The 24,376-nt window shown below is 65.4% G+C and carries 22 protein-coding genes and 1 pseudogene; 8 read left to right on the forward strand and 15 right to left on the reverse strand.

All coding sequences use genetic code 11. From position 1 onward, the window contains the following. The coding region (locus tag H1B27_RS35615; RefSeq protein WP_446479876.1) for a primosomal protein N' family DNA-binding protein at positions 1–380 on the reverse strand (380 nt) is incomplete at its 3' end. 111 nt (positions 381–491) lie between these two features. Here H1B27_RS35615 and H1B27_RS35620 point away from each other — a divergent pair. Together H1B27_RS35620 and H1B27_RS35625 are read left to right on the forward strand one after the other, a co-directional pair. After that, positions 492–1,457, forward strand: coding sequence for a tyrosine recombinase XerC (locus H1B27_RS35620; RefSeq protein WP_197969258.1), 966 nt, complete (start codon positions 492–494; stop codon positions 1,455–1,457). Between the two features lie 82 nt (positions 1,458–1,539). Next, a complete protein-coding gene (locus H1B27_RS35625) occupies positions 1,540–2,133 on the forward strand; it encodes a DUF4337 domain-containing protein (protein WP_197969259.1) in 594 nt (197 codons plus the stop codon). Positions 2,134–2,317: 184 nt separating this feature from the next. Here H1B27_RS35625 and H1B27_RS35630 read toward each other — a convergent pair whose 3' ends face one another. The 10 genes from H1B27_RS35630 to zapE form a co-directional block, all read right to left on the reverse strand. Further along, a complete protein-coding gene (locus H1B27_RS35630; protein WP_197969260.1) occupies positions 2,318–2,848 on the reverse strand; it encodes a hypothetical protein in 531 nt (176 codons plus the stop codon). Positions 2,849–2,883: 35 nt separating this feature from the next. Next, positions 2,884–4,284 (reverse strand): dihydrolipoyl dehydrogenase, encoded by a 1,401-nt coding sequence (gene lpdA, locus H1B27_RS35635; RefSeq protein WP_197969261.1) that lies wholly within the window; start codon positions 4,282–4,284, stop codon positions 2,884–2,886. 57 nt (positions 4,285–4,341) lie between these two features. After that, positions 4,342–5,091: an SDR family oxidoreductase gene (locus H1B27_RS35640; RefSeq protein WP_197969262.1), complete on the reverse strand. Its 750-nt coding sequence runs from the start codon at positions 5,089–5,091 to the stop codon at positions 4,342–4,344. Positions 5,092–5,157: 66 nt separating this feature from the next. Beyond that, positions 5,158–6,402 carry a 2-oxoglutarate dehydrogenase complex dihydrolipoyllysine-residue succinyltransferase gene (gene odhB, locus H1B27_RS35645; RefSeq protein ID WP_061880196.1) on the reverse strand — a complete coding sequence of 415 codons (1,245 nt, stop codon included), beginning with the start codon at positions 6,400–6,402 and terminating at the stop codon, positions 5,158–5,160. A gap of 153 nt (positions 6,403–6,555) precedes the next feature. Then, entirely contained in the window at positions 6,556–9,525 is a 2,970-nt protein-coding gene (locus tag H1B27_RS35650; RefSeq protein WP_197969263.1) for a 2-oxoglutarate dehydrogenase E1 component, read from the reverse strand. Between the two features lie 137 nt (positions 9,526–9,662). Beyond that, positions 9,663–10,547, reverse strand: coding sequence for a succinate--CoA ligase subunit alpha (gene sucD, locus H1B27_RS35655; protein WP_197969264.1), 885 nt, complete (start codon positions 10,545–10,547; stop codon positions 9,663–9,665). A 35-nt stretch (positions 10,548–10,582) separates the two neighbouring features. Continuing rightward, positions 10,583–11,062: a DUF1579 domain-containing protein gene (locus H1B27_RS35660; protein ID WP_197969265.1), complete on the reverse strand. Its 480-nt coding sequence runs from the start codon at positions 11,060–11,062 to the stop codon at positions 10,583–10,585. A gap of 4 nt (positions 11,063–11,066) precedes the next feature. Beyond that, entirely contained in the window at positions 11,067–12,263 is a 1,197-nt protein-coding gene (sucC, locus tag H1B27_RS35665; RefSeq protein ID WP_197969266.1) for an ADP-forming succinate--CoA ligase subunit beta, read from the reverse strand. Positions 12,264–12,482: 219 nt separating this feature from the next. Then, the gene (gene mdh, locus H1B27_RS35670) at positions 12,483–13,451 is read right to left on the reverse strand and encodes a malate dehydrogenase (protein WP_028177733.1); all 969 of its coding nucleotides are present in this window, start codon (positions 13,449–13,451) and stop codon (positions 12,483–12,485) included. A 327-nt stretch (positions 13,452–13,778) separates the two neighbouring features. Beyond that, positions 13,779–14,966: a cell division protein ZapE gene (gene zapE, locus H1B27_RS35675; protein ID WP_197969267.1), complete on the reverse strand. Its 1,188-nt coding sequence runs from the start codon at positions 14,964–14,966 to the stop codon at positions 13,779–13,781. Between the two features lie 171 nt (positions 14,967–15,137). Between zapE and H1B27_RS35680 the strand changes: the two genes are divergently transcribed. Together H1B27_RS35680 and H1B27_RS35685 are read left to right on the forward strand one after the other, a co-directional pair. Continuing rightward, positions 15,138–15,392 carry a type II toxin-antitoxin system VapB family antitoxin gene (locus H1B27_RS35680; protein WP_061880191.1) on the forward strand — a complete coding sequence of 85 codons (255 nt, stop codon included), beginning with the start codon at positions 15,138–15,140 and terminating at the stop codon, positions 15,390–15,392. After that, positions 15,392–15,775: pseudogene (locus H1B27_RS35685) on the forward strand (type II toxin-antitoxin system VapC family toxin); the annotation flags it as partial. The gene H1B27_RS35680 and the pseudogene H1B27_RS35685, both read left to right, overlap by 1 nt. Before the next feature lie 37 nt (positions 15,776–15,812). Here H1B27_RS35685 and thpR read toward each other — a convergent pair. Both thpR and H1B27_RS35695 read right to left on the reverse strand, forming a co-directional pair. Then, on the reverse strand, positions 15,813–16,349 hold the full coding sequence (thpR, locus tag H1B27_RS35690; protein WP_061880189.1) for an RNA 2',3'-cyclic phosphodiesterase: 537 nt from the start codon (positions 16,347–16,349) through the stop codon (positions 15,813–15,815). Between the two features lie 174 nt (positions 16,350–16,523). After that, positions 16,524–17,159 (reverse strand): arylesterase, encoded by a 636-nt coding sequence (locus H1B27_RS35695; RefSeq protein WP_197969276.1) that lies wholly within the window; start codon positions 17,157–17,159, stop codon positions 16,524–16,526. 55 nt (positions 17,160–17,214) lie between these two features. On the opposite strand from H1B27_RS35695, the gene H1B27_RS35700 reads away from it, so the two are divergent. From H1B27_RS35700 to H1B27_RS35715, 4 genes are all read left to right on the forward strand, one after another. Next, on the forward strand, positions 17,215–17,937 hold the full coding sequence (locus H1B27_RS35700) for an ABC transporter ATP-binding protein (RefSeq protein ID WP_194390809.1): 723 nt from the start codon (positions 17,215–17,217) through the stop codon (positions 17,935–17,937). Next, positions 17,934–20,504, forward strand: a complete 2,571-nt coding sequence (locus H1B27_RS35705) for an ABC transporter permease (RefSeq protein WP_197969269.1) — start codon at positions 17,934–17,936, stop codon at positions 20,502–20,504. Before H1B27_RS35700 ends, H1B27_RS35705 begins: the two co-directional genes overlap by 4 nt. Before the next feature lie 269 nt (positions 20,505–20,773). After that, positions 20,774–21,565 carry a Bax inhibitor-1/YccA family protein gene (locus H1B27_RS35710; RefSeq protein WP_061880287.1) on the forward strand — a complete coding sequence of 264 codons (792 nt, stop codon included), beginning with the start codon at positions 20,774–20,776 and terminating at the stop codon, positions 21,563–21,565. Positions 21,566–21,834: 269 nt separating this feature from the next. Further along, positions 21,835–22,365, forward strand: coding sequence for a GNAT family N-acetyltransferase (locus H1B27_RS35715; RefSeq protein ID WP_197969270.1), 531 nt, complete (start codon positions 21,835–21,837; stop codon positions 22,363–22,365). A gap of 139 nt (positions 22,366–22,504) precedes the next feature. On the opposite strand, the gene H1B27_RS35720 is transcribed toward H1B27_RS35715, so the two are convergent. Together H1B27_RS35720 and H1B27_RS35725 are read right to left on the reverse strand one after the other, a co-directional pair. Beyond that, positions 22,505–22,876 (reverse strand): DUF2794 domain-containing protein, encoded by a 372-nt coding sequence (locus H1B27_RS35720; RefSeq protein ID WP_028177741.1) that lies wholly within the window; start codon positions 22,874–22,876, stop codon positions 22,505–22,507. 594 nt (positions 22,877–23,470) lie between these two features. Continuing rightward, positions 23,471–24,247, reverse strand: coding sequence for a DUF1223 domain-containing protein (locus H1B27_RS35725; RefSeq protein ID WP_061880185.1), 777 nt, complete (start codon positions 24,245–24,247; stop codon positions 23,471–23,473). Positions 24,248–24,376 lie beyond the last annotated feature (129 nt).

A 24,376-nucleotide genomic window follows, 5' to 3' on the forward strand; every position in this document is an offset into this window, starting at 1 on the left:
ACGCCGGCGCGCACCCGCTCCGGGCCGAGATTCTCGCCCATGCGCAGGCACATGCGCAGCACCATGCCGCGCGGGCTCAGCGTGTAATTGGCGACCCAGTCGACCACCGAACGCAGCTCGGGCTTCAGCGGCGGGATATCGAGCTTCTCGCTGACCTCCTTGAGGCGATTGTGCAGGCGCGGATCGGGATTGGCATTCTCGCCCCACACCACGGCGAGCACCTCGCGCGGGCCGAGCGGCACACTGATGAGATCGCCCGCCTTCAGCTCCATCCCGCGCGGCATCTTGTAGGAATAGGTCTGGTCGAGCGCGACCGGCACCAGCACGTCGACCATGCCGGTCGCGTGGGCGGAGGCGGGGCTGCGCGGTGTGTGATCCATGGGTGGAGAATCGGAACTCGGGGACTTCAGGCTAGCGCCGCGGGCCGGCCTTAGCGAACGATAAACGAGTGTGATGCGATATACTGAGTGGAATCACCACGTCCAGAGCGCATGAGCAAAGCGGCCGCCCCAAGACTCGAGCTCGCCAGCGCCGATCCCTCGATCGCGCAGGAGATGGCACGCTGGCTGTCGCATCTCGGCGCCGAACGGCGGCTGTCGCCGAAGACGCTGGAGGCCTATGGCCGCGACTTGCGGCAGTGCCTGGATTTCCTCAGCAATCATTGGGGCGAGCGTGTCACGCTGGCGCGCTTCGCGGCGCTGGAGGCCACCGACATCCGCGCCTTCATGGCGATGCGCAGGGCCGACGACATTGCCGGCCGCAGCCTGATGCGCGCGCTGGCGGGCCTGCGCTCGTTCGGTCGCTTCCTCGAGCGCGAGGGCAAGGGCAAGGTCGGTGCATTGTCCGCAATCCGCGCGCCAAAAGTTGCGAAGAGCCTGCCGAAACCGCTGCCGATGGCCTCCGCAAAACGCCTGGCCGACGCCGACGAGCGCGCCGGCGAGGACCGCGAGACCTGGATCCTGGCGCGCGACGCTGCGGTGATGGCGCTGCTGTATGGCTCGGGCCTGCGCATCTCCGAAGCGCTTGGCCTGAAGCGCCGCGAGGTGCCGCGTCCCGGCGAAGGCGACGTGCTGGTCGTGACAGGCAAAGGCAACAAGACGCGCATGGTGCCGGTGCTGCAAAACGTGCTGGAGCTGGTGCAGGAATACGTTTCGATGTGCCCGTATCCGCTACCCGCGGAGGGACCGATCTTCGTCGGCGCGCGCGGCGGGCCCTTGAGCCCGCGCATCATCCAGCTCGCGATGGAGCGGCTGCGCGGTGCGCTCGGCCTGCCCGACAGCGCCACGCCGCACGCGCTCCGGCACTCCTTCGCCACGCACCTGCTCTCGCGCGGCGGCGACCTGCGCGCCATCCAGGAATTGCTCGGCCATTCCTCGCTCTCGACGACGCAGGTCTATACCGGCATCGATTCGGAGCGGCTGCTGGAAGTCTATGCGAGCGCGCATCCGCGGCGCTGACACACTCTCGTCATAGCTCGCGTGCCTCTTGCGCAGCGCCCACGGTTCGGTCAAATCGTGGGAACCGAGCAGGAGAGATATAATGGGCGCACACGAAAGCATGGAGCACGCCGAGCACGCCGAACACGCGTCCGGCTCGAACAAGAAGATCGCGCTTCTGATCGCGGTGCTGGCGCTGTTCCTGGCAATCTCGGAGACGCTCGGCAAGGGCGCCCAGACCGAATCGATCAGCAAAAACGTCGAGGCCGCCAATCTCTGGGCGTTCTTCCAGGCCAAGAGCATCCGCCGCACCGTGGTGATCACTGCGGCCGAGCAGGGCAAGCTGACGCTGGGTTCGCTGGCCGACGACGCCGCCATGAAGGCGGCGGTGCAGAAGCAGATCGACGACTGGACCAAGACCGCACAGCGCTACCGCTCCGAGCCCGAGACCGGCGAAGGCACCGAGCAGCTCGCGGAGAAGGCCAAGCACGCCGAGCATGCGCGCGACGAGGCGACCGCGAAATACCACCATTTCGAGCTGGCCTCGGCGGCGTTCCAGATCGGAATCGTACTGGCCTCGGCCACCATCATCACCGGCATGCTCGCGCTGGCCTATGTCAGCGGCGTGCTGACGATCGCCGGCTTGATCATGACCGCGCTCGGCCTGTGGTGGCCGCATCTCTTGCACTTGCATTGAGGGGGCGCTGCCGCGCACGCCTCTGAAGCCACAAGAACGGTGTCATGCCCCGGCTTGACCGGGGCATCCAGTACGCCGCGGCTTCTCGGTTCAATCATTGACGTCTCTGGAATACTGGATTGCCCGCCTTCGCGGGCAATGACACCGAATTTCTGGCGATGACCGTGTGTATGCAACGCGCAGCTCACCGCGCCTGGTGCACGCTCCTGCGGAAGCGCTGGATCAGGCGCAGCGTGCGGGAGGACCAGCCCTCGCCGTTGCCGGCGATCAGCTCGCGGATGCGGCGCTTGATCGGATCGACCAGTTCGGCGGCCTTGGCGCGCACCTTCAGCACCAGATCGTAGATCCGCTCGAACCAGTGCATCTCCAGCAGCTTGTGGCGCGTCACGTCGAACACGAAGGCGGTGACGCCGACGCCGACCAGCTTTGCGAACACGATCATGAAGACCGCGCTGGTCCAGTATTCGTGTGCGAGCAGCCAGAGGCCGACCAGCTTGAGCGGAAACAGCGGGACGATGGGAACCGCGAACACGATCAGCGTCATGGCGGGCGACAGCGCATTGACGCGCTCCGTCAGCCAATGCTTGAACCGCGCGAGCGGGATGGCTGCGACGACCTTGGCAACGATCGGCTCGAGATGGTCCCACAACCAGGCTTCGATCAGGAAGATGATCGCAAGCAGGACCCAGACCGGTTGAAGGAGGCGGCGCAGCATATGTTTCCCGCCCGATTCGATGCTGGGGCGCGGGCCTACATATGGATGGCCCGCTTGCCGACCGCAAGCGCGGCTTCCTTGACGGCCTCCGAGCGGGTCGGATGGGCGTGGCAGGTGCGCGCGAGATCCTCCGCACTGCCGCCGAATTCCATGAGAACGCAGGCTTCATGGATCATTTCGCCGGCTTCGCGGCCGATGATGTGCACGCCGAGCACGCGATCGGTCTTCGCATCTGCGAGAACCTTCACAAAACCGTCAGTGGTCTGGTTGACCTTGGAGCGGCCATTGGCGGTGAACGGAAACTTTCCGACGGTGTAACCGATGCCCGCCTGCTTCAGCTCCTCCTCGGTCTTGCCGACGGAGGACACTTCCGGCGTGGTATACACGACGCCCGGGATGACATCGTAGTTCACGTGACCGGCTTGGCCGGCGATGATCTCCGCGACGGCAACGCCTTCATCCTCGGCCTTGTGCGCGAGCATCGGGCCGGCGACGACGTCGCCGATGGCGTAGACGCCCTTCAGGCTGGTGGCGAAATGCGGATCGATCTGCACGCGGCCGCGCGGGTCGAGCGCGACGCCGGCTTCCTTCAGACCGAGACCGTCGGTGTAGGGCACGCGGCCGATGCAGACGAGCACAACGTCGGCTTCCAGCGTCTCGGCAGCGCCGCCGGCGGCGGGCTCGATCGTCGCCTTCAGCGTCTTGCCCGAAGTGTCGACCGCGGTGACCTTGGCCCCCAGCTTGAACGCAAAGCCCTGCTTCTCGAGGATACGCTGGAATTGCTTGGCGATCTCGCCGTCCATGCCGGGCAGGATGCGATCGAGGAATTCGACCACGACGACGTCGGCGCCGAGGCGGTGCCAGACCGAGCCGAGTTCGAGGCCGATCACGCCGGCGCCGACGATCAGGAGCTTGCCGGGGACCTTGTCCAGCGACAGCGCGCCGGTGGACGACACGATGCGCTTCTCGTCGATCTCGATGCCCTTGAGGCGCGCGATGTCGGAGCCGGTAGCGATGACGATGTTCTTGGTTTCGATGACTTGCGACTTGCCGTCGGCGGAGACCTCGACCTTGCCGGTGCCGAGGATCTTGCCGGTGCCCTTGAGCACGTCGATCTTGTTCTTCTTCATCAGGAACTCGACGCCCTTGACGTTGCCGTCGATGCCATGCTGCTTGAAGTTCATCATCGCCGGCAGATCGAGCTTCGGCGACGAGACCGACACGCCCATCTTCGCGAAGGAATGGCCGGCTTCCTCGAACATCTCGGAGGCGTGCAGCAGCGCCTTCGACGGCATGCAGCCGACATTGAGGCAGGTGCCGCCGAGCGTGGCGTTCTTTTCGACCACGGCGACTTTCATGCCGAGCTGGGCTGCGCGCACCGCGCAGACGTAACCGCCCGGTCCGGTGCCGATGACGACGAGATCGTAGGTAGCCATGAGAGAAAGTCCCGTGAGGTTAGGCGTGATGAGGATGTGTCAGCGTCCGCCGGAGCGTCAGCGACCGCCGGACACATCGAGAATGGCTGAGGTGACGTAGGAGGCCTCGTCCGACAGCAGCCAGACGATGGCGTTGGCGATTTCATCGGCGGTGCCGACGCGCTTCATCGGCACCATGTGGGCCAGACGATGGGCGCGGTCGGGCTCGCCGCCGGCAGCGTGGATCTCGGTGTCGATCAGGCCGGGACGGATCGCGGCGACGCGGATGCCTTCGCCCGCGACCTCGTAGCCGAGGCCGACGGTGAAGGAATCCACCGCGCCCTTGGAGGCGGCGTAGTCGACATAAGTGTTGGGGGCGCCGAGCCTGGCAGCAACGGACGAGAGGTTGACGATGACGCCGCCCTCGCCGCCATGCCTGGTCGACATCCGCTTGATGGCTTCGCGCGCGCAGAGGATGGAGCCGGTGACGTTGACCGCCATCACACGCTGGATGCGCTCGGCCGACATCTCGTCGACCCGCACGCCGCTCTTGCCGACAATGCCGCCGTTGTTGACGAGCGCGCCAAGCGTGCCCAGCTTGTCAGCTTCCTCGAACAGGGCGAGGATGTCGCTTTCCTCGGCGACATCGCATTTCACCGCGATGGCCTTGCCGTTGGCGGCCTCGATCTGCGCGACCACCTCGTCGGCGGCCTTCTTGTTGCTGGCATAGCCGACCACGACGCGATAGCCGCGCGCGGCCGCCGCGATCGCGGTCGCCCGCCCGATGCCGCGGCTGCCGCCGGTGATGACAACGACCTTATCTGTCATGCGCACCTCCATGGTTCGACACGCGCCGCCGCGCTGATCGCGACGGCGCTCGCAAAGCGACAGGGATCAGAGATCGAGCACCAGGCGCGCCGGATCTTCCAGGCTCTCCTTGACGCGAACCAGGAAGGTGACGGCCTCCTTGCCGTCGATGACTCGGTGATCGTAGGACAACGCCAGGTACATCATCGGGCGGACCTCGATCTTGCCGCCGACAACCATCGGCCGCTCCTGGATCTTGTGCATGCCGAGAATGCCGGACTGCGGCGCGTTCAGGATCGGGGTCGACATCAGCGAGCCGTAGATGCCGCCATTGGTGATGGTGAAGGTGCCGCCCTGCATCTCGTCGATCTTGAGCTGGCCGTCGCGGGCGCGGCGGCCGAAATCGGCGATGCTCTTCTCGATGTCGGAGATCGACTTGTGGTCGCAGTCGCGCACCACGGGCACGACCAGGCCCTTGTCGGTGCCGACGGCGACGCCGATGTGGTAGTAGTTCTTGTAGATCAGGTCGCTGCCGTCGATCTCGGCGTTGACCGCCGGGATGTCCTTCAGCGCCTGCACGACGGCCTTGGTAAAGAAGCCCATGAAGCCGAGCTTGGCGCCGTGCTTCTTCTCGAACGCGTCCTTGTAGTGGGCCCGCAGCGCCATGACGTTGGTCATGTCGACCTCGTTGAAGGTCGTGAGCATGGCCGCGGTGTTCTGCACGTCCTTGAGGCGGCGCGCGATGGTCTGGCGCAGCCGGGTCATCTTGACGCGCTCCTCGCGGGCGGCGTCATCGGCCGGCGACGGCACGCGAACCTGCACGGCGGCGGCGGGCTGGTTGACCGGGGTCGGCGCGGAGGCGGCGCGCTCGATCGCAGCCAGCATGTCGCCCTTGGTGACGCGGCCGTCCTTGCCGGAGCCCGGAACGGTCGAGGCGTCGACGCCGGTCTCGGCCGACAGCTTGCGCACGGACGGGGCAAGCGGCGCATCGGCCGGCGGCGCCTTCGACGCAGCGGCTGCAGCAACCGGAGCCGCAGCGGCCGGAGCCGGAGCAGCGGCCGGCTTGGCGGGAGCGGCGGCGGGCTTGGCAGCACCTGCACCTTCGGTGATCTGGCCGAGCAGCGCACCGACGGCGACGGTCGCGCCATCGGCGGCGATGATCTCGCTCAGCGTGCCCGCGGAAGGCGCGGGGACTTCGATGGTGACCTTGTCGGTCTCGAGCTCCACCAAGGGCTCGTCGACGGCGACCGGGTCGCCGGCCTTCTTGAACCAGCGGCCGATGGTGGCCTCGGTGACGGATTCGCCGAGCGTCGGCACACGAATTTCAGTCATGGTCTTTTCCTTAAGGAGATCGCGGTCTTGAATTCATGTGTCATCGCCCGCGAAGGCGGGCGATCCAGTACGCCGTGACGTCGATGAGCAGAACGAATGCCGCGGAGTACTGGATGCCCCGCCTTCGCGGGGCATGACTCAGTTTGAAATTGCCTAGCTCAGTGCTTCGTCCAGGAACGCCTTCAGCTGCGCCTGATGCTTGGACATCAGACCCGTGGCGGTCGCGGCGGAAGCGGCGCGGCCGACATAACGCGGACGCCGGCTCACGCCGTTCACCTGGTTCAGCACCCATTCCAGATAGGGCTCGATGAAGTGCCAGGCACCCATGTTGCGGGGCTCTTCCTGGCACCACACCACTTCGGCCTTCTTGAAGCGCGACAGCTCTGCGACCAGCGCCTTCAGCGGCACAGGATAGAGCTGCTCGATGCGCATCAGGTAGATGTCGTCGATGCCGCGCTTCTCGCGCTCCTCGTAGAGGTCGTAATAGACCTTGCCGGAGCAGAGCACGATGCGGCGGATCTTCTCGTCCGGAACGAGCTTGATCGCCTCGCTCGGCAGCATCTGGGCGTCATCGTACAGGATGCGGTGGAAGGTCGTTCCCTTCGCCAGTTCTTCGAGACGCGACACCGCCCGCTTGTGCCGCAGCAGCGACTTCGGCGTCATCATGATCAGCGGCTTGCGGATCTCGCGGTGGAGCTGGCGGCGCAGCGCGTGGAAGTAGTTCGCCGGCGTGGTCGGGTAGACCACCTGCATGTTGTCTTCCGCACACATCTGCAGGTAACGCTCGAGACGCGCCGAGGAGTGCTCCGGCCCCTGGCCCTCATAGCCGTGCGGCAGCAGGCAGACGAGACCGGACATGCGCAGCCATTTGCGCTCGCCCGAGGAGATGAACTGGTCGAACACGACCTGCGCGCCGTTGGCGAAGTCGCCGAACTGGGCTTCCCAGAGCGTCAGCGTGTTCGGCTCGGCGAGCGAATAGCCGTATTCGAAGCCGAGCACGGCCTCTTCCGACAGCAGCGAGTTGATGACCTCGTAGTGGCCCTGCTCGTGACCGAGATGGTTGAACGGCGTGTAGCGGCTCTCGTCCTCCTGGTCGATCAGGACCGAGTGGCGCTGCGAGAAGGTGCCGCGCTCCGAATCCTGTCCGGACAGGCGGACGTGATGGTTTTCGTTGAGCAGCGAGCAGAACGCCAGCGCCTCGCCGGTCGCCCAGTCGATGCCGGCGCCGGTGTCGATCGCCTTCGCGCGGTTATCGAGGAAACGCTGGATGGTGCGGTGAACGCGGAAGCCGTCCGGCACCTTGGTGATCTTGCGGCCGATATCCTTCAGCGTGGCGATGTCGACGCCGGTGACGCCGCGCCGCGCGTCCTCTTCCTGGTCGGCGATCTTGAAGCCGGACCACTTGCCGTCGAGCCAGTCGGCCTTGTTCGGCTTGTAGGAGGTGCCGGCCTCGAACTCAGCATCGAGCCGCGAGCGCCAGTCGGCCTTCAGCTTGTCGACCTCGCCCTCGGTGACCACGCCTTCGGCAATCAGGCGCTTGGAGTAGAGAGTGAGGGTCGAGGGATGGGCCGCGATCCGCTTGTACATGACCGGCTGGGTGAAGGCCGGCTCGTCGCCCTCGTTGTGGCCGTAGCGGCGATAGCACCACATGTCGATGACGACGGGCTTGTGGAACTTCTGACGGAATTCGGTCGCGACCTTGGCCGCGAACACGACAGCTTCCGGGTCGTCGCCGTTGACGTGGAAGATCGGCGCGTCGATCATCTTCGCCACATCGGACGGATAGGGCGAGGAGCGCGAGTAGCGCGGATAGGTCGTGAAGCCGATCTGGTTGTTGACGATGAAGTGCACGGAGCCGCCGGTGCGGTAGCCCTTCAGGTCCGACAGGCCGAAGCACTCCGCCACCACGCCCTGGCCGGCGAACGCGGCGTCGCCATGCATCAGGAGCGGCATGACGGAGATGCGCATGTCCGGCGGATCGCCGTGCTGGTCCTGCTTCGCACGGACCTTGCCGAGCACGACGGGATCGACGATCTCAAGATGCGAGGGGTTGGCGGTCAGCGACAGATGGATCCGGTTGCCGTCGAACTCGCGGTCCGAGGAGGCGCCGAGGTGATATTTGACGTCGCCGGAGCCCTCGACCGCGTCGGGATTGGCCGAGCCGCCCTTGAATTCGTGGAACAGCGCGCGGTGTGCCTTGCCCATCACCTGGGTCAGCACGTTGAGGCGGCCGCGATGCGGCATGCCCAGCACGATCTCCTTCACGCCGAGATTGCCGCCGCGCTTGATGATCTGCTCCAGCGCCGGGATCAGCGATTCGCCGCCGTCGAGGCCGAAGCGCTTGGTGCCGGTGAACTTGGTGTCGCAAAACTTCTCGAAGCCTTCGGCTTCGATCAGCTTCATCAGGATGGCTCTGCGGCCTTCGCGGGTGAACGAGATCTCCTTGTCGGGTCCCTCGATGCGCTCCTGGATCCAGGCCTTCTGCGCGGCATTGCTGATATGCATGAACTCGACGCCGAGCGTCTGACAGTAGGTGCGCTCGCAGATCGCGGTGATCTCGCGCAAGCTGCCGTATTCGAGGCCGAGCACGTGATCGAGGAAGATCTTGCGGTCGTAATCGGCCTCGGTGAAGCCGTAGGTGCGCGGATCGAGCTCTTCGCGGTTGCGCGGCGCTTCGATGCCCAGCGGGTCGAGCTTGGCATGGAAATGGCCGCGCATGCGGTAGGAGCGGATCAGCATCAGGGCGCGGACGGAGTCGCGCGTGGCCTGGAGCAGATCGGCGGAGGAGATATCGGCGCCCTTGTCGCCTCCCTTGGCCTGCGCCCTGGCAGCGATCTTGGCACCGACCGTCTTCTCGACTTCGGCCCAGTTGCCGTCGAGCGCCGAGGTCAGATCGTCTTGAGGCGTCAGCGGCCAGTTGGCGCGCTCCCAGGACGGGCCTTGAGCATTCTTGCGGACGTCGTCCGGCTGGTCCTTCAGGCTCTTGAAGAACTCCTGCCACTCGGCATCGACCGAGGACGGGTCCTTCTCGTAGCGGGCGTAGATTTCGTCGATATAGGTGGCGTTGGTGCCCTGCAAAAAGGAAGACAAGGCAAAGGCTGCGTTCGCGTCCTGGCGAGACATACTGGAGTTCCTGGCGATTTCGGTTCGCGCATAACAAACGGCGCTGGCGCCGAGCTCCCCGGCAGAGGCTCGGCGCGACAGGCACCCTTTACCCTATTTGCTGCGAAACTTCGCCCGGAAAAGCACGAAGGAGTGAATTAGCCTTTCAATTTTTCGGCAAGCGTATGGCCGAGGCGCGCGGGCGACGGGGACACTGTAATCCCAGCCGATTTCATCGCTTCGGTCTTGGAACCGGCATCGCCCTTGCCGCCCGAGATGATCGCGCCGGCATGCCCCATGCGGCGGCCGGGAGGGGCGGTGACGCCGGCGATGAAACCGACCATCGGCTTCTTGCGACCGTGCTTGGCCTCGTCCTTAAGGAACTGGGCGGCGTCCTCCTCGGCGGAACCGCCGATCTCGCCGATCATGATGATCGATTCGGTCTTGGGGTCGGCGAGGAGCATCTCCAGCACGTCGATGAACTCGGTGCCCTTGACCGGGTCGCCGCCGATGCCGACCGCGGTGGTCTGGCCGAGGCCTTCCTGGGAGGTCTGGAACACGGCCTCATAGGTCAGCGTGCCCGAGCGGGAGACGATGCCCACCGAGCCGGTCTTGAAGATGTTGGCCGGCATGATGCCGATCTTGCACTCGCCGGCGGTCATGACGCCGGGGCAGTTCGGCCCGATCAGGCGCGACTTGGAGCCGGCCAGCGAACGCTTCACCCGCACCATGTCGAGAACAGGAATGCCCTCGGTGATGCAGACGATCAGCGGGATCTCGGCGTCGATGGCTTCGCAGATCGCGTCCGCCGCGCCCGGCGGCGGCACGTAGATCACCGACGCGTCGGCGCCGGTCTTCTCTCGCGCCTCGCGCACGGTGTCGAACACCGGCAGGCCCAGATGCGTCGAGCCGCCTTTGCCGGGCGAAGTGCCGCCGACCATCTTGGTGCCATAGGCGATCGCAGCCTCGGAATGGAAGGTGCCGTTCTTGCCGGTGAAGCCCTGGCAGATGACCTTGGTGTTCTTGTCGATCAGGATGGACATGAGGTCTGCTTTCGCGAAACTAACAGAGTGAGAGGTCAGTGGATGCGGCGGTAGACGCCGGTGAGCACGTCGGCCCAGCCTTCCGCGTCCGGCGAGAACTGGATCTTCAACGAATAGGAATCGTCGTCGATGATCTCGTAGACGTGGCGCGCATTGCCGCGGAGCGAGCCGCGCACCAGCGTCAGGGTCTTGCCGACCCAGCCGCCCGAAGCGGGCGAGGGCGGCGTGTAGCCGAGCGAGTCGTACCAGAACAGTTTGTAGGTCCGGTCGTCGGGATCGTAGGTGAAGATGCCGTGAGTGGCGAAGACCTGCTTGCCGTCGCGCATCTGAGCCGAGTCCTGGATCAGGTAGAACCCGTTGAGGTCCATGCGGGCGACGACGCGAGAGGTCGCCGGCCCGCCTTCCGTCCAGCGCGACGGGAAGACCACCTCTTCGCCATTCCATTCGCCGGCGAACGCGGCGAGACGCGCGTGCTCGGGAAGCGGAGATGATGCGGCGAGATGGTCCTGGGCCATGGCCTTAGCCTCCCTTGACGGCCTTCACGATCTTCTGCGCGGAATCGTCGAGATTGTCGCCCGCAACGACGTTCAGTCCGGATTCTTCGATGATCTTCTTGCCGAGCTCGACATTGGTGCCTTCGAGGCGAACCACCAGCGGCACGTTGAGGCCGACTTCGCGAACCGCCGCCGTGACGCCCTCGGCGATCACGTCGCACTTCATGATGCCGCCGAAGATGTTGACCAGGATGCCCTTCACGTTGGGATCGGCGGTGATGATCTTGAAGGCGGCCGCGACCTTCTCCTTGCTGGCGCTGCCGCCGACGTCGAGGAAGTTGGCCGGCGACATGCCGTAGAGCTTGATGATGTCCATCGTCGCCATGGCAAGACCGGCGCCGTTGACCATGCAGCCGATATTGCCGTCGAGCGTGACATAGTTGAGGTCGTATTTCGACGCCTCGATTTCCTTGGCGTCTTCCTCGGTCTCGTCGCGCAGCGCGAGCACCTCGGGGTGACGGAACAGCGCGTTGTCGTCGAACGACACCTTGGCGTCGAGCACGCGGAGCTGGCCCTGCTTGGTCACCACCAGCGGGTTGATCTCCAGCATCGACATGTCCTTGGCGACGAAGGCGGCGTAGAGCTGCGCGGTGAGCTTCTCGGCCTGCTTGGCGAGATCGCCGGAGAGCTTCAGTGCGTTGGCGACGGTGCGGCCGTGATGGCCCATGACGCCGGTGGCGGGGTCGACCGAGAAGGTCACGATCTTCTCGGGCGTGTTGTGCGCGACGTCCTCGATGTTGACGCCGCCCTCGGTCGACACGACGAAGGAGACGCGCGATGTCTCGCGGTCGACCAGGATCGAGAGATAGAACTCCTTGTCGATGTCGGAGCCGTCCTCGACGTAGAGGCGGTTGACCTGCTTGCCGGCCGGGCCGGTCTGCACGGTCACCAGCGTCGCGCCCAGCATCTGCTTGGCGAATTCGGCGACCTCGGCGGTCGACTTGGCGATGCGGACACCGCCCTTGTCGCCGGCAGAGGCTTCCTTGAACTTGCCCTTGCCGCGGCCGCCGGCATGGATCTGGCTCTTCACCACCCAGACCGGGCCAGGCAACGCCTTGGCCGCAGCTTCAGCGTCGGCGGCTTTGAGGACCGGGACGCCCTTGGAGATCGGCACGCCGAACTCGCCCAGCAGCGCTTTGGCCTGATATTCATGGATATTCATATGGTCGCTCCCTGAACCCGCGGGCGGTGACCTCATGGGCCCACCTCAGTCTTGTGGCTGGCATACCATATACCACAGGAACTGCAACCTGGATTCTTTGACTTCGAGATCTGGACTGCGCCGGAACCCGCCCGGCCTTCGACAAGTCAGTGAGCCGGGCTCCGGAAGTGAAACCGCCGAAGACCGGGTTTCGATCTTCGGCGGGGTATTGCTTGCGGCTTAGCGGCCGAGAAGATCGGGGGCGATCTTCTTGCAGGCATCGACCAGGCCCTGCACGGCGCCGACCGACTTGTCGAAGGCCTCGCGGTCCTTGCCGGCGAGCTCGATCTCGACGACGCGCTCGACGCCCTTGGACCCGATCACGACGGGGACGCCGACATACATGTCCTTCACGCTGTATTCGCCGTTGAGATAGGCGGCGCAGGGCAGCACACGCTTCTTGTCCTTCAGATAGCTCTCGGCCATCGCGATCGCGGACGCGGCCGGGGCATAGAAGGCCGAGCCGGTCTTGAGCAGGTTGACGATCTCGGCGCCGCCATTGCGGGTGCGGTCGACGATCTCGTCGAGGCGCGCCTGCGAGGTCCAGCCCATCTTGACGAGATCGGGCAGCGGGATGCCGGCGACGGTGGAGTACTTCACCAGCGGCACCATGGTGTCGCCATGGCCGCCGAGCACGAAGGCGGTGACGTCCTCGACCGAGACGTTGAACTCGTCCGCCAGGAAGTAGCGGAAGCGGGCCGAATCCAGCACGCCGGCCATGCCGACGACCTTCTTGTGCGGCAGGCCCGAGGCCTTCTGCAGCGCCCAGACCATGGCGTCGAGCGGGTTGGTGATGCAGATGACGAAGGCGTCGGGCGCGTACTTCTTGATGCCGGCGCCGACCTGCTCCATGACCTTGAGGTTGATGGAGAGGAGGTCGTCGCGGCTCATGCCCGGCTTGCGCGGCACGCCGGCGGTCACGATGCAGACCTTGGCGTTGTCGAGCGCCTCGTAGGAGTTCGCGCCGCTGTAGTGTGCGTCGAAGCCGTCGACCGGCGAAGACTGCGCGATGTCGAGCGCCTTGCCCTGCGGCACGCCCTCGGCGATGTCGAACATCACCACGTCGCCCAGCTCTTTCAGGCCGATGAGATGAGCCAGCGTTCCGCCGATCTGACCGGAGCCAATCAAAGCAATCTTGTCGCGCGCCATGTGAACCTGTCCTTTAGACACGTAAGGAGGGGAAAACTGAGACGGGTGGTTATCCCTTTCGCCTCCCCCGTTCAAGTCGCCCAATGCCCAATTGTCGGGCTTGGCGAGATTCCGGCCAACACACCGAAGCTGTCATTCCGGGGCGCGACGAAGTCGCGAGCCCGGAATCCATAACCACGCCCGCGCTTGCGGCTTGCCGCATTCGCGGCAAATTGAAGATGGCGCACCCCTTACCCTTTGCGCGAATGGCCCAGGGGCCAAGCGCGCCGGGAGTATGGATTCCGGGCTTGCGCTCCGCGCGCCCCGGAACGACGGCGGGGATAGGACTTAAGTCTCTACCAGGCCCTTGGTCGACCCGCTGGCGGTGGAATCCTTGCGGCCGTGAGCCAGCGCCAGATAGGATTCCGAGCTCATCTCGATCAGACGCGAGGCGGTCCGCTTGAATTCCATGGCCTCAACGCCCTCATGGGCGAGATACAGCGAGATCGGGTTGGCGTCGGCCGAGGCCATCAGCTTCACCGCATTGTCATAGAGCGTGTCGATCAGCGTGATGAAACGCTTGGCGGCGTTGCGCTGGGAGACGTCCATCACTGGAATATGGTCGACCAGGATGGTGTGGTAGTCGTGCGCCAGCCTGAGGTAATCCGATGCGCCGAGCGGCTTCTCGCAGAGATCGGCGAAGGTGAACCGCGCCACGCCGTGGGCCGAGCACGGCACGTGCAAGGTACGGCCCTTGATGGTGATGTCGCGCGACTTGCATTTGGCGTTGCCGGTCATCTTGGCCCAGGCGTGGTCGAGCGCGGCGTCGGCATCGCCGTCGGCCGGCGTCAGCCACATCGGCACGCCTTGGAGTTTCTCCAGCCGGAAGTCGGTGCGCGCATCGAGCCGCGCGACGTCCATGTGGTCGGTGATCTGCTTGATGAAGGGCAGGAACAGCGAGCGGTTCAGGCCGCCCTTGTAGAGATCGTCGGGCGCGACGTTCGAGGTCGCGACCACGACGGTGCCGAGCTCGAACAATTTCGCGAACAGGCGCCCCAGGATCATCGCGTCCGCGATGTCGGTGACGTGGAATTCGTCGAAGCAGAGCAGCCAGCTCTCCTCGAAGATCGCGTTCGCGGTCAGCGCGATGACGTCGGCGTCGGCGATCTCGCCGCGCGCGATGCTCTGGCGGTAGTCGTAGATGCGCTCATGCACGTCGGCCATGAATTCGTGGAAATGCGCGCGGCGCTTATGCTCGACATCGGAGTGCTGGAAGAACATATCCATCAGCATGGTCTTGCCGCGGCCGACCTCGCCATGGATGTAGAGCCCGCGCGGCACATCGTCCCTGTCACCACCGCCGAACAGGCGGCTGAGCAGGCCCTGCTTGCGCTTGGGGCTGTAATTCGCAAGCCGCAGGTCCAACGCCGCATAGGCCTCGGCGACCTCGGCCTGCGCAGCGTCCGGTTCGATCGCGCCGGCGGCGATCTGGGCCTGATAGGCTTCGCTGAAGGGGGAACTGGGGGTCGAGAGCATGGCCCTTTACCGCCAGAGACCGGCGGAAATTGCAACCGCGTATTGTCGCAACGGCTTATGCGCGCCCTTCTCCGGCAGAAACCCCCATATGGGCGCGGGTCCCGTCGTCCAAATGGAACTTGCAGCGCTCCGAGGTAGAATATACCTATTCAGGAACCAAGGAGCCGCGATATGGCGCTGAGCATCAAGGACCCCGAAACTGAGCAGTTGGCGCGGAGTCTGGCGCAATTGACTGGCGAGAACATCACGACCGCGACGAGGCGCGCCATCGAGGAGCGATTGCGCCGGCTCAATGCTCAAACGAGCAAGGACGCGCTGCTCGAAGATCTGGCCGAAATCAGGCGGCGCTGGAGCGAAATGCGCGTCGTGGACGACCGCACGCCGGAGGAAATTCTCGGATATGACGAGCATGGATTGCCACGCTGATGGTGATCGATACGTCGGCGATCGTGGCAATCGCTCTGAACGAAGCCGACGCAGGCGATATTGAACGCTTGATTGTAGACGATCCGATCCGTTTGATCTCTGCAGCGACTGTGATTGAAGCGACGATGGTGATCGAGACGCGGCTTGGGGAAGCAGGCGGGCGTGAGTTCGATCTCTGGCTCGTCAAGATGGGCGCGGAGATCGTTGCCGTCGATGCCGCGCAAGCCGATGCAGCGCGGCGGGCCTGGCGGCGCTACGGAAAGGGACGACACGCCGCGTCGCTCAACTACGGTGATTGCTTCTCTTATGCGCTGGCTATGACCCGCGGCGAACCCTTGCTGTTCAAAGGTGAGGACTTCGCAAAGACCGGCATCAGGCGAGCAGGCGCGGCGCTGCCGCGGCAATGCCACCGAGTTGGGCCTACTCACATAGCTCGTAGGCGTCCTCGACCACATACGGTCCGCCGCCCGTCGATGCGCGCGACGAGAACAGCACGAAGCGCTCCGCCATGAACGCCTTGCTTGGAAAATAGCCGCGCAGCGACAGATAGTCGGCGACGTCGCGGTCGGAGGCATCGTGCAGGCGGGCCAGCGTGACGTGCGGGATGAACTTGCGTCCCTCCGGATCGAGGCCGATCCGCTGCATCATGCGTTCGAGCTCGGCCTGCAATTCCATCAGCGGCTTGCTCGGCGCGATGGTGGCGACCACCGCGCGCGGCTTGCGGCCGCCGAAGCTCGTGAGCCCCTGCACCTTCACCTCGAACGGCTTGCGGTCGACGCGAAACAGCAAGGAGGCGATCTCGTTGGCGGAGGCGCCGTCGATATCGCCGATGAAGCGCAAGGTGACGTGATAATTTTCGGGATCGATCCAGCGGGCGCCGGGGAGGCCGCCCCTCAAGTTGGAAAGCGACTGGCCGATCTCGGCCGGAATTTCCAGACCCGTGAACAAACGCGGCATCGTTTCGCACTCCCGATGCTTGGGCACAGCCCTCAAGGCAAGGACCATATCCAAATTAGAGCCGGCGACGAATCACCGGTACCCTGATTCCTATCGCAGTTGTGTGACTCTGCGAAGCATCGCTCGCCTCACTCCGGTAAAACCCTGGGAATTAGGGTTAGCGCTGCCTGCTTTTCAACGCCGCTGCTCAGCGATCGTGCCAAGAAATGCCTCCACGGTGGGCATGATGTTGCCGACGATGATGTCGACGCCTTCAGCCGTCGGATGAATGCCGTCGGCCTGATTGAGCTTGGCGTCGGCGGCAACGCCTTCGAGAAAGAACGGATAGAGCGGCACGTCGAATTTTTTCGCCAGATCCGGATAAATCGAATTGAAGCGCGCGGCATAGTCGGCGCCGTAATTCGGCGGCGCCAGCATGCCGCAGAGCATCACCGCGATGTTGCGCGCCTTGAGCCGCTGGATGATGTCGGTCAGCGCGGCGCGCGTCAGGTCGGGATCGATGCCGCGCAACGCATCGTTGGCGCCGAGCTCGACGATGACGCCATCGGTTCCGTCAGGCACCGACCAGTCGAGCCGGTCGCGACCGCCGGAGGAGGTGTCGCCGGACACCCCGGCATTGATCATGTCGACGTCTATACCCTTGGCCTGCAACGATTTTTTGAGCTTCTGGGGGAACGCCTCCTGGGCCGGGAGGCCCAGACCGGCGCTGAGGGAATCGCCGAGAACGACGAGCCTGATCGGCTTTGCGGCTTCCGCCCAGGCGGGGGGCGCGATCGTCATCAAAGCGAACATCAACACGGCTATGTGCATGAACAATCCGTAACGCCCCTCGACCGCGCTATCGAAGTTGCCATATGACCGGACCATGGACACTCGCATCGACCCCTCTTCGCTCGCCGCTACCGCCGCGGACACCATCGCCATCTCCAACGTCAATCTCTCATTAGGCACGGGCGCGGCACGCGTTCACATCCTCAAGGATATCAGCCTGCGGGTCGCCTCGGGCGAGACGATCGGCCTGATCGGCCCGTCAGGCTCGGGCAAATCCACGCTGCTGATGGTGATGGCGGGGCTGGAGCGTCCTGATAGCGGAGAGGTGGTGGTGTCAGGCACGCCTTTCAATGCCCTCGACGAGGACGCGCTGGCCCGCTTCCGCGGCCGCCAGGTCGGCATCGTCTTCCAGTCCTTCCACCTGATTCCGACCATGACGGCGCTGGAGAACGTCGCCGTGCCGCTCGAGCTTGCCGGCAATCCCGATGCCGCGCGGCGCGCGGCGCAGGAGCTGCAATCGGTCGGGCTCGGCGACCGCCTGCATCACTATCCGACGCAGCTCTCCGGCGGCGAACAGCAGCGCGTTGCGCTCGCGCGCGCGCTGGCGCCCGATCCCGCGATCCTCGTCGCCGACGAGCCGACCGGCAATCTCGACGAGACAACCGGAAAACAGATCGTCGATCTCCTATTCAGCAAGCACGCCGAGCGCGGCATGACCTTGGTGCTGGTCACGCACGATTCCTCGCTCGCGCATCGCTGCGATCGCGTCATCCGCCTGCGCTCGGGGCGCATCGACACGCAGTCTGCGCCGGCATGAGCGCGGCAGTCGAACCATTCGCGAGGCCGGGCGGCGTCGCGCTGTCGCTGCGCTACGCCTTACGCGAATTGCGCGGGGGCCTGCGCGGCTTCTATGTCTTCATCGCCTGCATCGCGCTCGGCGTGATGGCGATCGCCGGCGTCGGCTCGGTGTCCGCGAGCCTCTCCGACGGCCTCGCGCGCGAAGGCCGCACGCTGCTCGGCGGCGACGTCTCCTTCGTATTGTTCCAGCGCGAGGCCAAGCCCGAAGAGGTCGCCTTCCTGCGCTCGCGCGGCACGCTGTCGACGGCGGCGACCTTGCGCGGCATGGCGCGCACGACCGACGGCAAGCTGGCGCTGGTCGAGATGAAGGCGGTCGACGACACCTATCCGTTGCTGGGCCAGCTGACGCTGACACCGCCCCTGCCGATGTCCGACCTGCTCGCGGAGCGTGACGGCGCGTTCGGCGCCGCCGCCGATCCGACGCTGCTGGCGCGGCTCTCGCTGAGGACCGGCGACCGCGTCACCATCGGCTCGGCGACCTTCCAGATCCGCTCGACGGTCGAGGCCGAGCCCGACAAGCTCGCCGGCGGCATCGGCTTCGGGCCGCGCTTCCTGATCAGCGAGGCGGCCTTGCGCGCCACCGGCCTGATCCAGCCCGGCAGCCTGGTGCGCTGGGTCTACCGGGTCAAGCTGCCCGATGCCGCGAACAGCGAGCGCGCCACCGAAGCCTTCATCGCGGGCGCCCGCAACGCCGCGCCGCAGGCCGGCTGGGAGATCCGCAGCCGCTCCAATGCCTCGCCGCAGCTCGAGCGCAACATCAGCCGCTTCACGCAGTTCCTGACCCTGGTCGGCCTCGCCGCCCTTCTCGTCGGCGGCGTCGGCGTCGCCAATGCCGTGAAGAGCCATATCGACCGCCGGCTCGAGGTGATCGCGGCCCTCAAGGCCGTCGGCGCCACCGGGCGCGACGTGTTCGGCATCTATCTTGCCCAGGTCATGCTGCTCGCTTGCATCGGCTCGGTGATCGGCCTCGTGCTCGGCGCCGCCATGCCGTTTGCGATCGTCGGCCTGTTCGGCAAGCTGCTCCCGCTGCCGGTGGTGCCGGCCGTGCATGCCGACGAGCTCGCGCTGTCCTTCGTCTACGGCCTCTTGACCGCGCTGGCCTTCGGCCTGTGGCCGCTTGGCCGCGTGCACGACGTGCCGGTCGCGGCGCTGTTCCGCGACACCATCAGCTCGGAATGGCACCGGCCGCGCCTGGGCTATCTCCTGTTCATGGGGCTCGTGATCGCCCTGCTCATCGCGGTCGTGATCGGCCTCTCCTTCGACAAGCGCATCGCCGCGGTATTCGTCGCCTCCTCGGTCGTCGTGTTCGCCCTGCTGCGCGGCATCGCCGCCCTGCTGATGACAATCGCGCGGCGGCTGCCGCGGACGCGGCTGCCGATGCTGCGCCTGGCGATCGCCAACATCCACCGGCCCGGCGCGCTGACGCCCTCGGTCGTGCTGTCGCTGGGGCTCGGGCTCGCCGTGCTCGTCACCATCACCCAGATCGACGGCAATCTGCGCCGGCAGTTCCTCGCAGCTCTGCCCGATCAGGCGCCATCCTTTTTCTTCATCGACATTCCGAGCGCGCAGGCCGAGCAGTTCGACCTCTATCTGCGCCAGATCGCGCCCGGCGCGAAGGTCGAGGACGTGCCGATGCTGCGCGGGCGCATCGTCGCCGCGCGCGGCGTCCGCGCCGAGGAACTCAAGCCGACCACCGATTCCGAATGGGTGCTGCAGAGCGACCGCGGCCTGACCTACACCGGCGATCTGCCGAAAGGTTCCAAGGTGGTCGAGGGCGAATGGTGGAGCGCCGATTATTCCGGGCCGCCGCTGGTCTCGATGGAGAAGAAGATCGCCGACGGACTCGGCCTCAAGCTCGGCGACGAGATCGTGGTCAACGTGCTCGGCCGCGACATCCCGGCGAGAATCGGCAATCTGCGCACCATCGACTGGCAAGGGCTCGGCATCAACTTCGTCCTCGTCTTCTCGCCGAACGCCTTCAAGGGTGCCCCACATACCCATATCGCAACGCTGACCGAGGCCGGCGGCAATGCCGCGGGCGACGGCAAGATCATCAAGCAGGTGGCCGACGCCTATCCGATGGTGACGAGCGTGCGCGTGCGCGAGGTGATGGAGACGGTCGGCTCGGTGGTGACCAACCTGGCGCTGGCGATCCGCGGCGCCAGTGCCGTCACCCTGATCTCGGCGATCCTGGTGCTGGGCGGGGCGCTCGCAGCCGGCCACCGCCACCGGGTCTACGATGCGGTGATCCTGAAGACCCTGGGCGCGACGCGGCTGCGGCTGCTCGGCGCCTATGCGCTGGAGTACCTCCTGATCGGGCTTGCCACCGCGGTGTTCGGCGTGATCGCCGGCAGCATCGCGGCCTGGATGATCGTGACGCGGCTGATGACGCTCAGCTTCGTCTGGCAGGCCGGCAGCGCGGCCGGCGTGGTCGCGGCAGCGCTGGTCGTCACCGTCGGGCTCGGCCTTGCCGGCACGCTGCTGGCACTGAACAAAAAGCCCGCGACGGTGTTGCGGAATTTGTGACAAAATGTAGCGGGTCGCCACACGGGAGCGGAATCGCACGATTCCTGCGATTAACCACGACTGCTCGTCTGGATTGTGGGTGAGGGCGACATTCGGCCGCGCGTGGACGGTTGCAGCGAATGTGTTAGTTTCCCACATATCGAATGGGTTCGGAGTCCCGATTGTTAGCCAAAATTTAGTCGGCTGGCATCGGTATCCGAGATAGAATTTGACGAACCGGCGGCATGGCGACCCTCATGCCGGACCGGCCAACCAGCGGGATTTCGACCATGTCGGACCTAGACCGTAACTACGCTTCTCCTTTCGGCAGGGCCGCCGGGCGTGTTGACGCCGCGACGGTCGATGCCGGCCTGCGCGCCTACATGCTGCGCATCTACAACTACATGACCATTGGCCTGGCCATCACTGGCCTGGCCGCCCTCGGCGTCTACATGGCCGCCGTGACCGACGTTGCGACCCCGGAAGCGGTCCGCGTCGGCAAGCTGTTCCTGACGCCGTTCGGCTACGCCATGTTCGTCAGCCCCCTGAAGTGGCTGTTCATGCTGGCGCCGCTCGCGATGGTGTTCGTGATCTCGGCGGGCATCAACCGTCTCGCCCCCTCGACCGCCCAGATCCTGTTCTGGGTGTTCTCGGCGCTGATGGGCATCTCGCTGTCGTCGATCTTCCTGGTGTTCACGCACACCTCGATCGTGCGGGTGTTCTTCATCACCGCAGCGACCTTCGGTGCCCTGAGCCTGTACGGCTACACCACCAAGCGTGACCTCACCGGGATGGGCTCGTTCCTGTTCATGGGCCTGATCGGCGTCGTCCTCGCCAGCCTGGTGAACCTGTTCCTGGCCAGCTCGATGCTGCAGTTCATCGTGTCGGTGGTCGGCGTGCTGGTGTTCTCGGGCCTCACGGCCTGGGATACGCAGCGGCTGAAGAACGACTACATCTACGGCTACGCCTCGGCCGGCGGTGACATCGCAGAGCGTGCGGCCATCACCGGCGCGCTGTCGCTGTACCTGAACTTCATCAACCTGTTCACGCTGCTGCTGCAGCTGCTCGGCCAGCGCGAGTAAGCGCAACGACCTGAGTGAACGACATGACCCCCGGCCGAGAGGCCGGGGTTTTTGTTTGTGGGCGGAGCTCGCCACACGCTCGATGTCATCGTCCGCGAAAGCGGGCGATCCAGTATTCCAGAGGCCGTCGTGATGACCGAGAGGCCGCGGCGTACTGGATTCCCCGCCTTCGCGGGGAATGACGGCGGACGAGATTACGCTAGCAATGACGAGTGTGCATGCGCCGAGTCCCCTTCCAGCGCCCCCACGAACGCTCTAATCTCCGCGCCATGTCCGCACCCGAAATCAGGCCCACCACCGAGGCCGACCTTGCCGCCGTCACCGCCATCTACCAGCAGGCCGTCCGCGAGGGCACGGCGACGTTCGAGCTGGAGCCGCCCGACCTCGCCGAGATGACGCGTCGCTACCGCACGCTGATCGACGGCGGCTATCCCCACTTCGTCGCCATGCTCGACCGCCGCGTCGCCGGCTACGCCTATGCCGGCGCCTACCGGCCGCGGCCAGCCTACCGCTTCACGGTGGAGAACTCGATCTATCTCGATCCCTCCTTCCACCGCCGCGGCGTCGGCTCGTTGCTGCTGGAACGGCTGATCACCGAATGCGAGGCGCGCGGCTTTCGCCAGATGATCGCGGTGATCGGCGATTCCGCCAACGCCGGATCGATCGGCCTGCACGCCAGGTGCGGCTTCAAGATGATCGGCACGCATCCCAATGTCGGGCTGAAATTCGGCCGCTGGCTGGACACGGTGATGATGCAGCGCGACCTCGGCGAGGGCGCAAGCACGGTGCCGGGGAAGTAGGGCAGACGTCCCCTTCTCGTTCGTCATTCCGGGGCGCGACGAAGCCGCGAGCCCGGAATCCATTCATCCAACTTCTGTGCCGCTCAATAGATTCCGGGTTCGATGCTGCGCATCGCCCCGGAATGACGGCTAATGGTCGTCACACCACCGCCAGCTTCCGATCGATCACCAGCAACACGCGCTCAAGCTCGTGGCCGCGGCGCAGGATCAGCCCGGTCGCCGAGATCACGCTGTACATGCCCTGCTTGCGCGCGAGCCGCGGGTCCTTCTCGATGCGATAGATCGGCACTTCCGAGGCGCGGCGATAGACCGAGAACACGGCGCGGTCCTTCAGGAAGTCGATGGCGTAGTCGCGCCATTCGCCGTCCGCAACCATGCGGCCGTAGAGATTGAGAATCCGGTGCAGCTCGAGCCGGTTGAACGTCACCCGGTTCGGCTGCGCATTCGCAGCGGCGGGACGCGCCGCCGCGCGCTGCTCGCTCGGATCGGCATCCTCCGACATCAGGCTCATGGGAAGCGCCTCCTCATCGCACGCCACGACCGCGTCCGCGAAGACCGTCCCCGGAACCGCGCTCATGACAATTGCATGATTGCGCCAACCGTTCCGCGCCGCAAGGGGCTCAACCCACCGAATCGGCTGCGAGTCGGGGCACACGCAGGGGTGGAACTTTGTCGCGGCAAACCGTCACGGGATCGTTAGCAGGAATCATAGTATCGCCGCTTTTCCGCCCACCGCCCGCCGCCCTGCACTGCGATATAGAGTCCCGTGCGTTGACCCGGTCCTTTCGGTTCCGGATTCCTCAGCCCCCAGCCCCCCGGGGTCGAACAGGATCGGGTCTGTGCGCACGGCAAGGAGGGCCAACGCAAGTTGGTCCTTTTTTGTTTGTGTCGGGATGTGTCCGGCGCGGCCTCTCTCCGAACATCCGGGCGACGACTCTCTCCCCTGAGGGCCGCGCTCTTCGCGCGGCGTCTCGAAGGATGAAGGCCGAACTGCATCCGCGGGGCCTTTCACGGTTCTCACGGCGATGCGCAGCATCGTCCGCCGCGCGCAAGTGCGCGCTCCTCACCATGAGGGTCGAGAGCAGAGTGCGACGCTAGAAAAATATCAATGCAGCGACGTGTACGCCGCACCCAGCATCGGGCCGGGCTTCTCCCGGCTGCCGTCCTGGACATAGACCACCGCGCCGTCGACGCCATCGCGCGTGAGGTTCTCGATCGGCACCGTCCAGCTTTCCGGACGGCCGGTCCAGTCGCCGACCTTGAGCAGGTTGCGTACCACGTTGTGATAGGTGACCTGCTGTCCGCGATTCTCTCCGCGGGTGATCGCGATCGGCACCGACTTGGCGATCGAGCAGATCCAGACCTCGCCGTGCGAGACCGCGGGCTCCTTGCTTTCGGCCACCGAGACGTTGATGTGCTTACCCGAGAGTGACATCGTCACCGGCACGCTCATCACGCCACTGCCCTTGTCGGTCTTGCCGATCGCATTCTCGATGCCGGCGCGATCGCTGCCGATGACATGCGTGGAGCCGTTGACGACGGCCTGCGGCGTGTAGACCTCGCGGTCGCCGCGCATGCGCGAATAGGCACGCTGCCGTGCAGAGAAGCGCGAGTCCGCCAGCGTGTCTTTCCAGCCGAGATAGTCCCAATAGTCGATCGGCATGCTCAACGCGATGATTGACGGATCTTTCGAGAGATCGCCGATGATCTGGTCGGCGGGCGGGCAGGAGGAGCAGCCCTGCGAGGTAAACAATTCAACAACGGCGCGGGGATCAGCGTGCGCGGGGCGGATGACGGCGACGATCGCACAGATGCCGATGGCTCCCGTCCAGAGGGCATTGGACCAGCGCGAAATCGGATGAGAAGCCGTCATTGTCGTCATGTCGAACGCCGCACACCATTGCTCGTGGGAAGGGGAATCTTATCGCCGGATGGTCACCGTAGTCTTACGGGGCGCGGTACATTCGTCCGTCCAGCCAACCGTCCAAGGGAAGGTTTTCCGCCGGGCGGG

Origin of the sequence: Bradyrhizobium diversitatis, assembly GCF_016031635.1 — a bacterium.
GTDB classification, from domain to species: domain Bacteria; phylum Pseudomonadota; class Alphaproteobacteria; order Rhizobiales; family Xanthobacteraceae; genus Bradyrhizobium; species Bradyrhizobium diversitatis.

What these genes read in the sequence shown, in the direction of transcription:
- H1B27_RS35680 (WP_061880191.1), top strand. Translation starts at nt 15,138, where the DNA reads ATGGCGCTGAGCATCAAGGACCCCGAAACTGAGCAGTTGGCGCGGAGT.
- sucC (WP_197969266.1), bottom strand. Translation starts at nt 12,263, where the DNA reads ATGAATATCCATGAATATCAGGCCAAAGCGCTGCTGGGCGAGTTCGGC.
- H1B27_RS35650 (WP_197969263.1), bottom strand. Translation starts at nt 9,525, where the DNA reads ATGTCTCGCCAGGACGCGAACGCAGCCTTTGCCTTGTCTTCCTTTTTG.
- zapE (WP_197969267.1), bottom strand. Translation starts at nt 14,966, where the DNA reads ATGCTCTCGACCCCCAGTTCCCCCTTCAGCGAAGCCTATCAGGCCCAG.
- H1B27_RS35705 (WP_197969269.1), top strand. Translation starts at nt 17,934, where the DNA reads ATGAGCGCGGCAGTCGAACCATTCGCGAGGCCGGGCGGCGTCGCGCTG.
- H1B27_RS35725 (WP_061880185.1), bottom strand. Translation starts at nt 24,247, where the DNA reads ATGACGACAATGACGGCTTCTCATCCGATTTCGCGCTGGTCCAATGCC.
- sucD (WP_197969264.1), bottom strand. Translation starts at nt 10,547, where the DNA reads ATGTCCATCCTGATCGACAAGAACACCAAGGTCATCTGCCAGGGCTTC.
- thpR (WP_061880189.1), bottom strand. Translation starts at nt 16,349, where the DNA reads ATGCCGCGTTTGTTCACGGGTCTGGAAATTCCGGCCGAGATCGGCCAG.
- H1B27_RS35630 (WP_197969260.1), bottom strand. Translation starts at nt 2,848, where the DNA reads ATGCTGCGCCGCCTCCTTCAACCGGTCTGGGTCCTGCTTGCGATCATC.
- H1B27_RS35620 (WP_197969258.1), top strand. Translation starts at nt 492, where the DNA reads ATGAGCAAAGCGGCCGCCCCAAGACTCGAGCTCGCCAGCGCCGATCCC.
- lpdA (WP_197969261.1), bottom strand. Translation starts at nt 4,284, where the DNA reads ATGGCTACCTACGATCTCGTCGTCATCGGCACCGGACCGGGCGGTTAC.
- mdh (WP_028177733.1), bottom strand. Translation starts at nt 13,451, where the DNA reads ATGGCGCGCGACAAGATTGCTTTGATTGGCTCCGGTCAGATCGGCGGA.
- H1B27_RS35625 (WP_197969259.1), top strand. Translation starts at nt 1,540, where the DNA reads ATGGGCGCACACGAAAGCATGGAGCACGCCGAGCACGCCGAACACGCG.
- H1B27_RS35695 (WP_197969276.1), bottom strand. Translation starts at nt 17,159, where the DNA reads ATGCACATAGCCGTGTTGATGTTCGCTTTGATGACGATCGCGCCCCCC.
- H1B27_RS35640 (WP_197969262.1), bottom strand. Translation starts at nt 5,091, where the DNA reads ATGACAGATAAGGTCGTTGTCATCACCGGCGGCAGCCGCGGCATCGGG.
- H1B27_RS35660 (WP_197969265.1), bottom strand. Translation starts at nt 11,062, where the DNA reads ATGGCCCAGGACCATCTCGCCGCATCATCTCCGCTTCCCGAGCACGCG.
- H1B27_RS35715 (WP_197969270.1), top strand. Translation starts at nt 21,835, where the DNA reads ATGTCCGCACCCGAAATCAGGCCCACCACCGAGGCCGACCTTGCCGCC.
- H1B27_RS35700 (WP_194390809.1), top strand. Translation starts at nt 17,215, where the DNA reads ATGGACACTCGCATCGACCCCTCTTCGCTCGCCGCTACCGCCGCGGAC.
- H1B27_RS35710 (WP_061880287.1), top strand. Translation starts at nt 20,774, where the DNA reads ATGTCGGACCTAGACCGTAACTACGCTTCTCCTTTCGGCAGGGCCGCC.
- odhB (WP_061880196.1), bottom strand. Translation starts at nt 6,402, where the DNA reads ATGACTGAAATTCGTGTGCCGACGCTCGGCGAATCCGTCACCGAGGCC.
- H1B27_RS35720 (WP_028177741.1), bottom strand. Translation starts at nt 22,876, where the DNA reads ATGAGCCTGATGTCGGAGGATGCCGATCCGAGCGAGCAGCGCGCGGCG.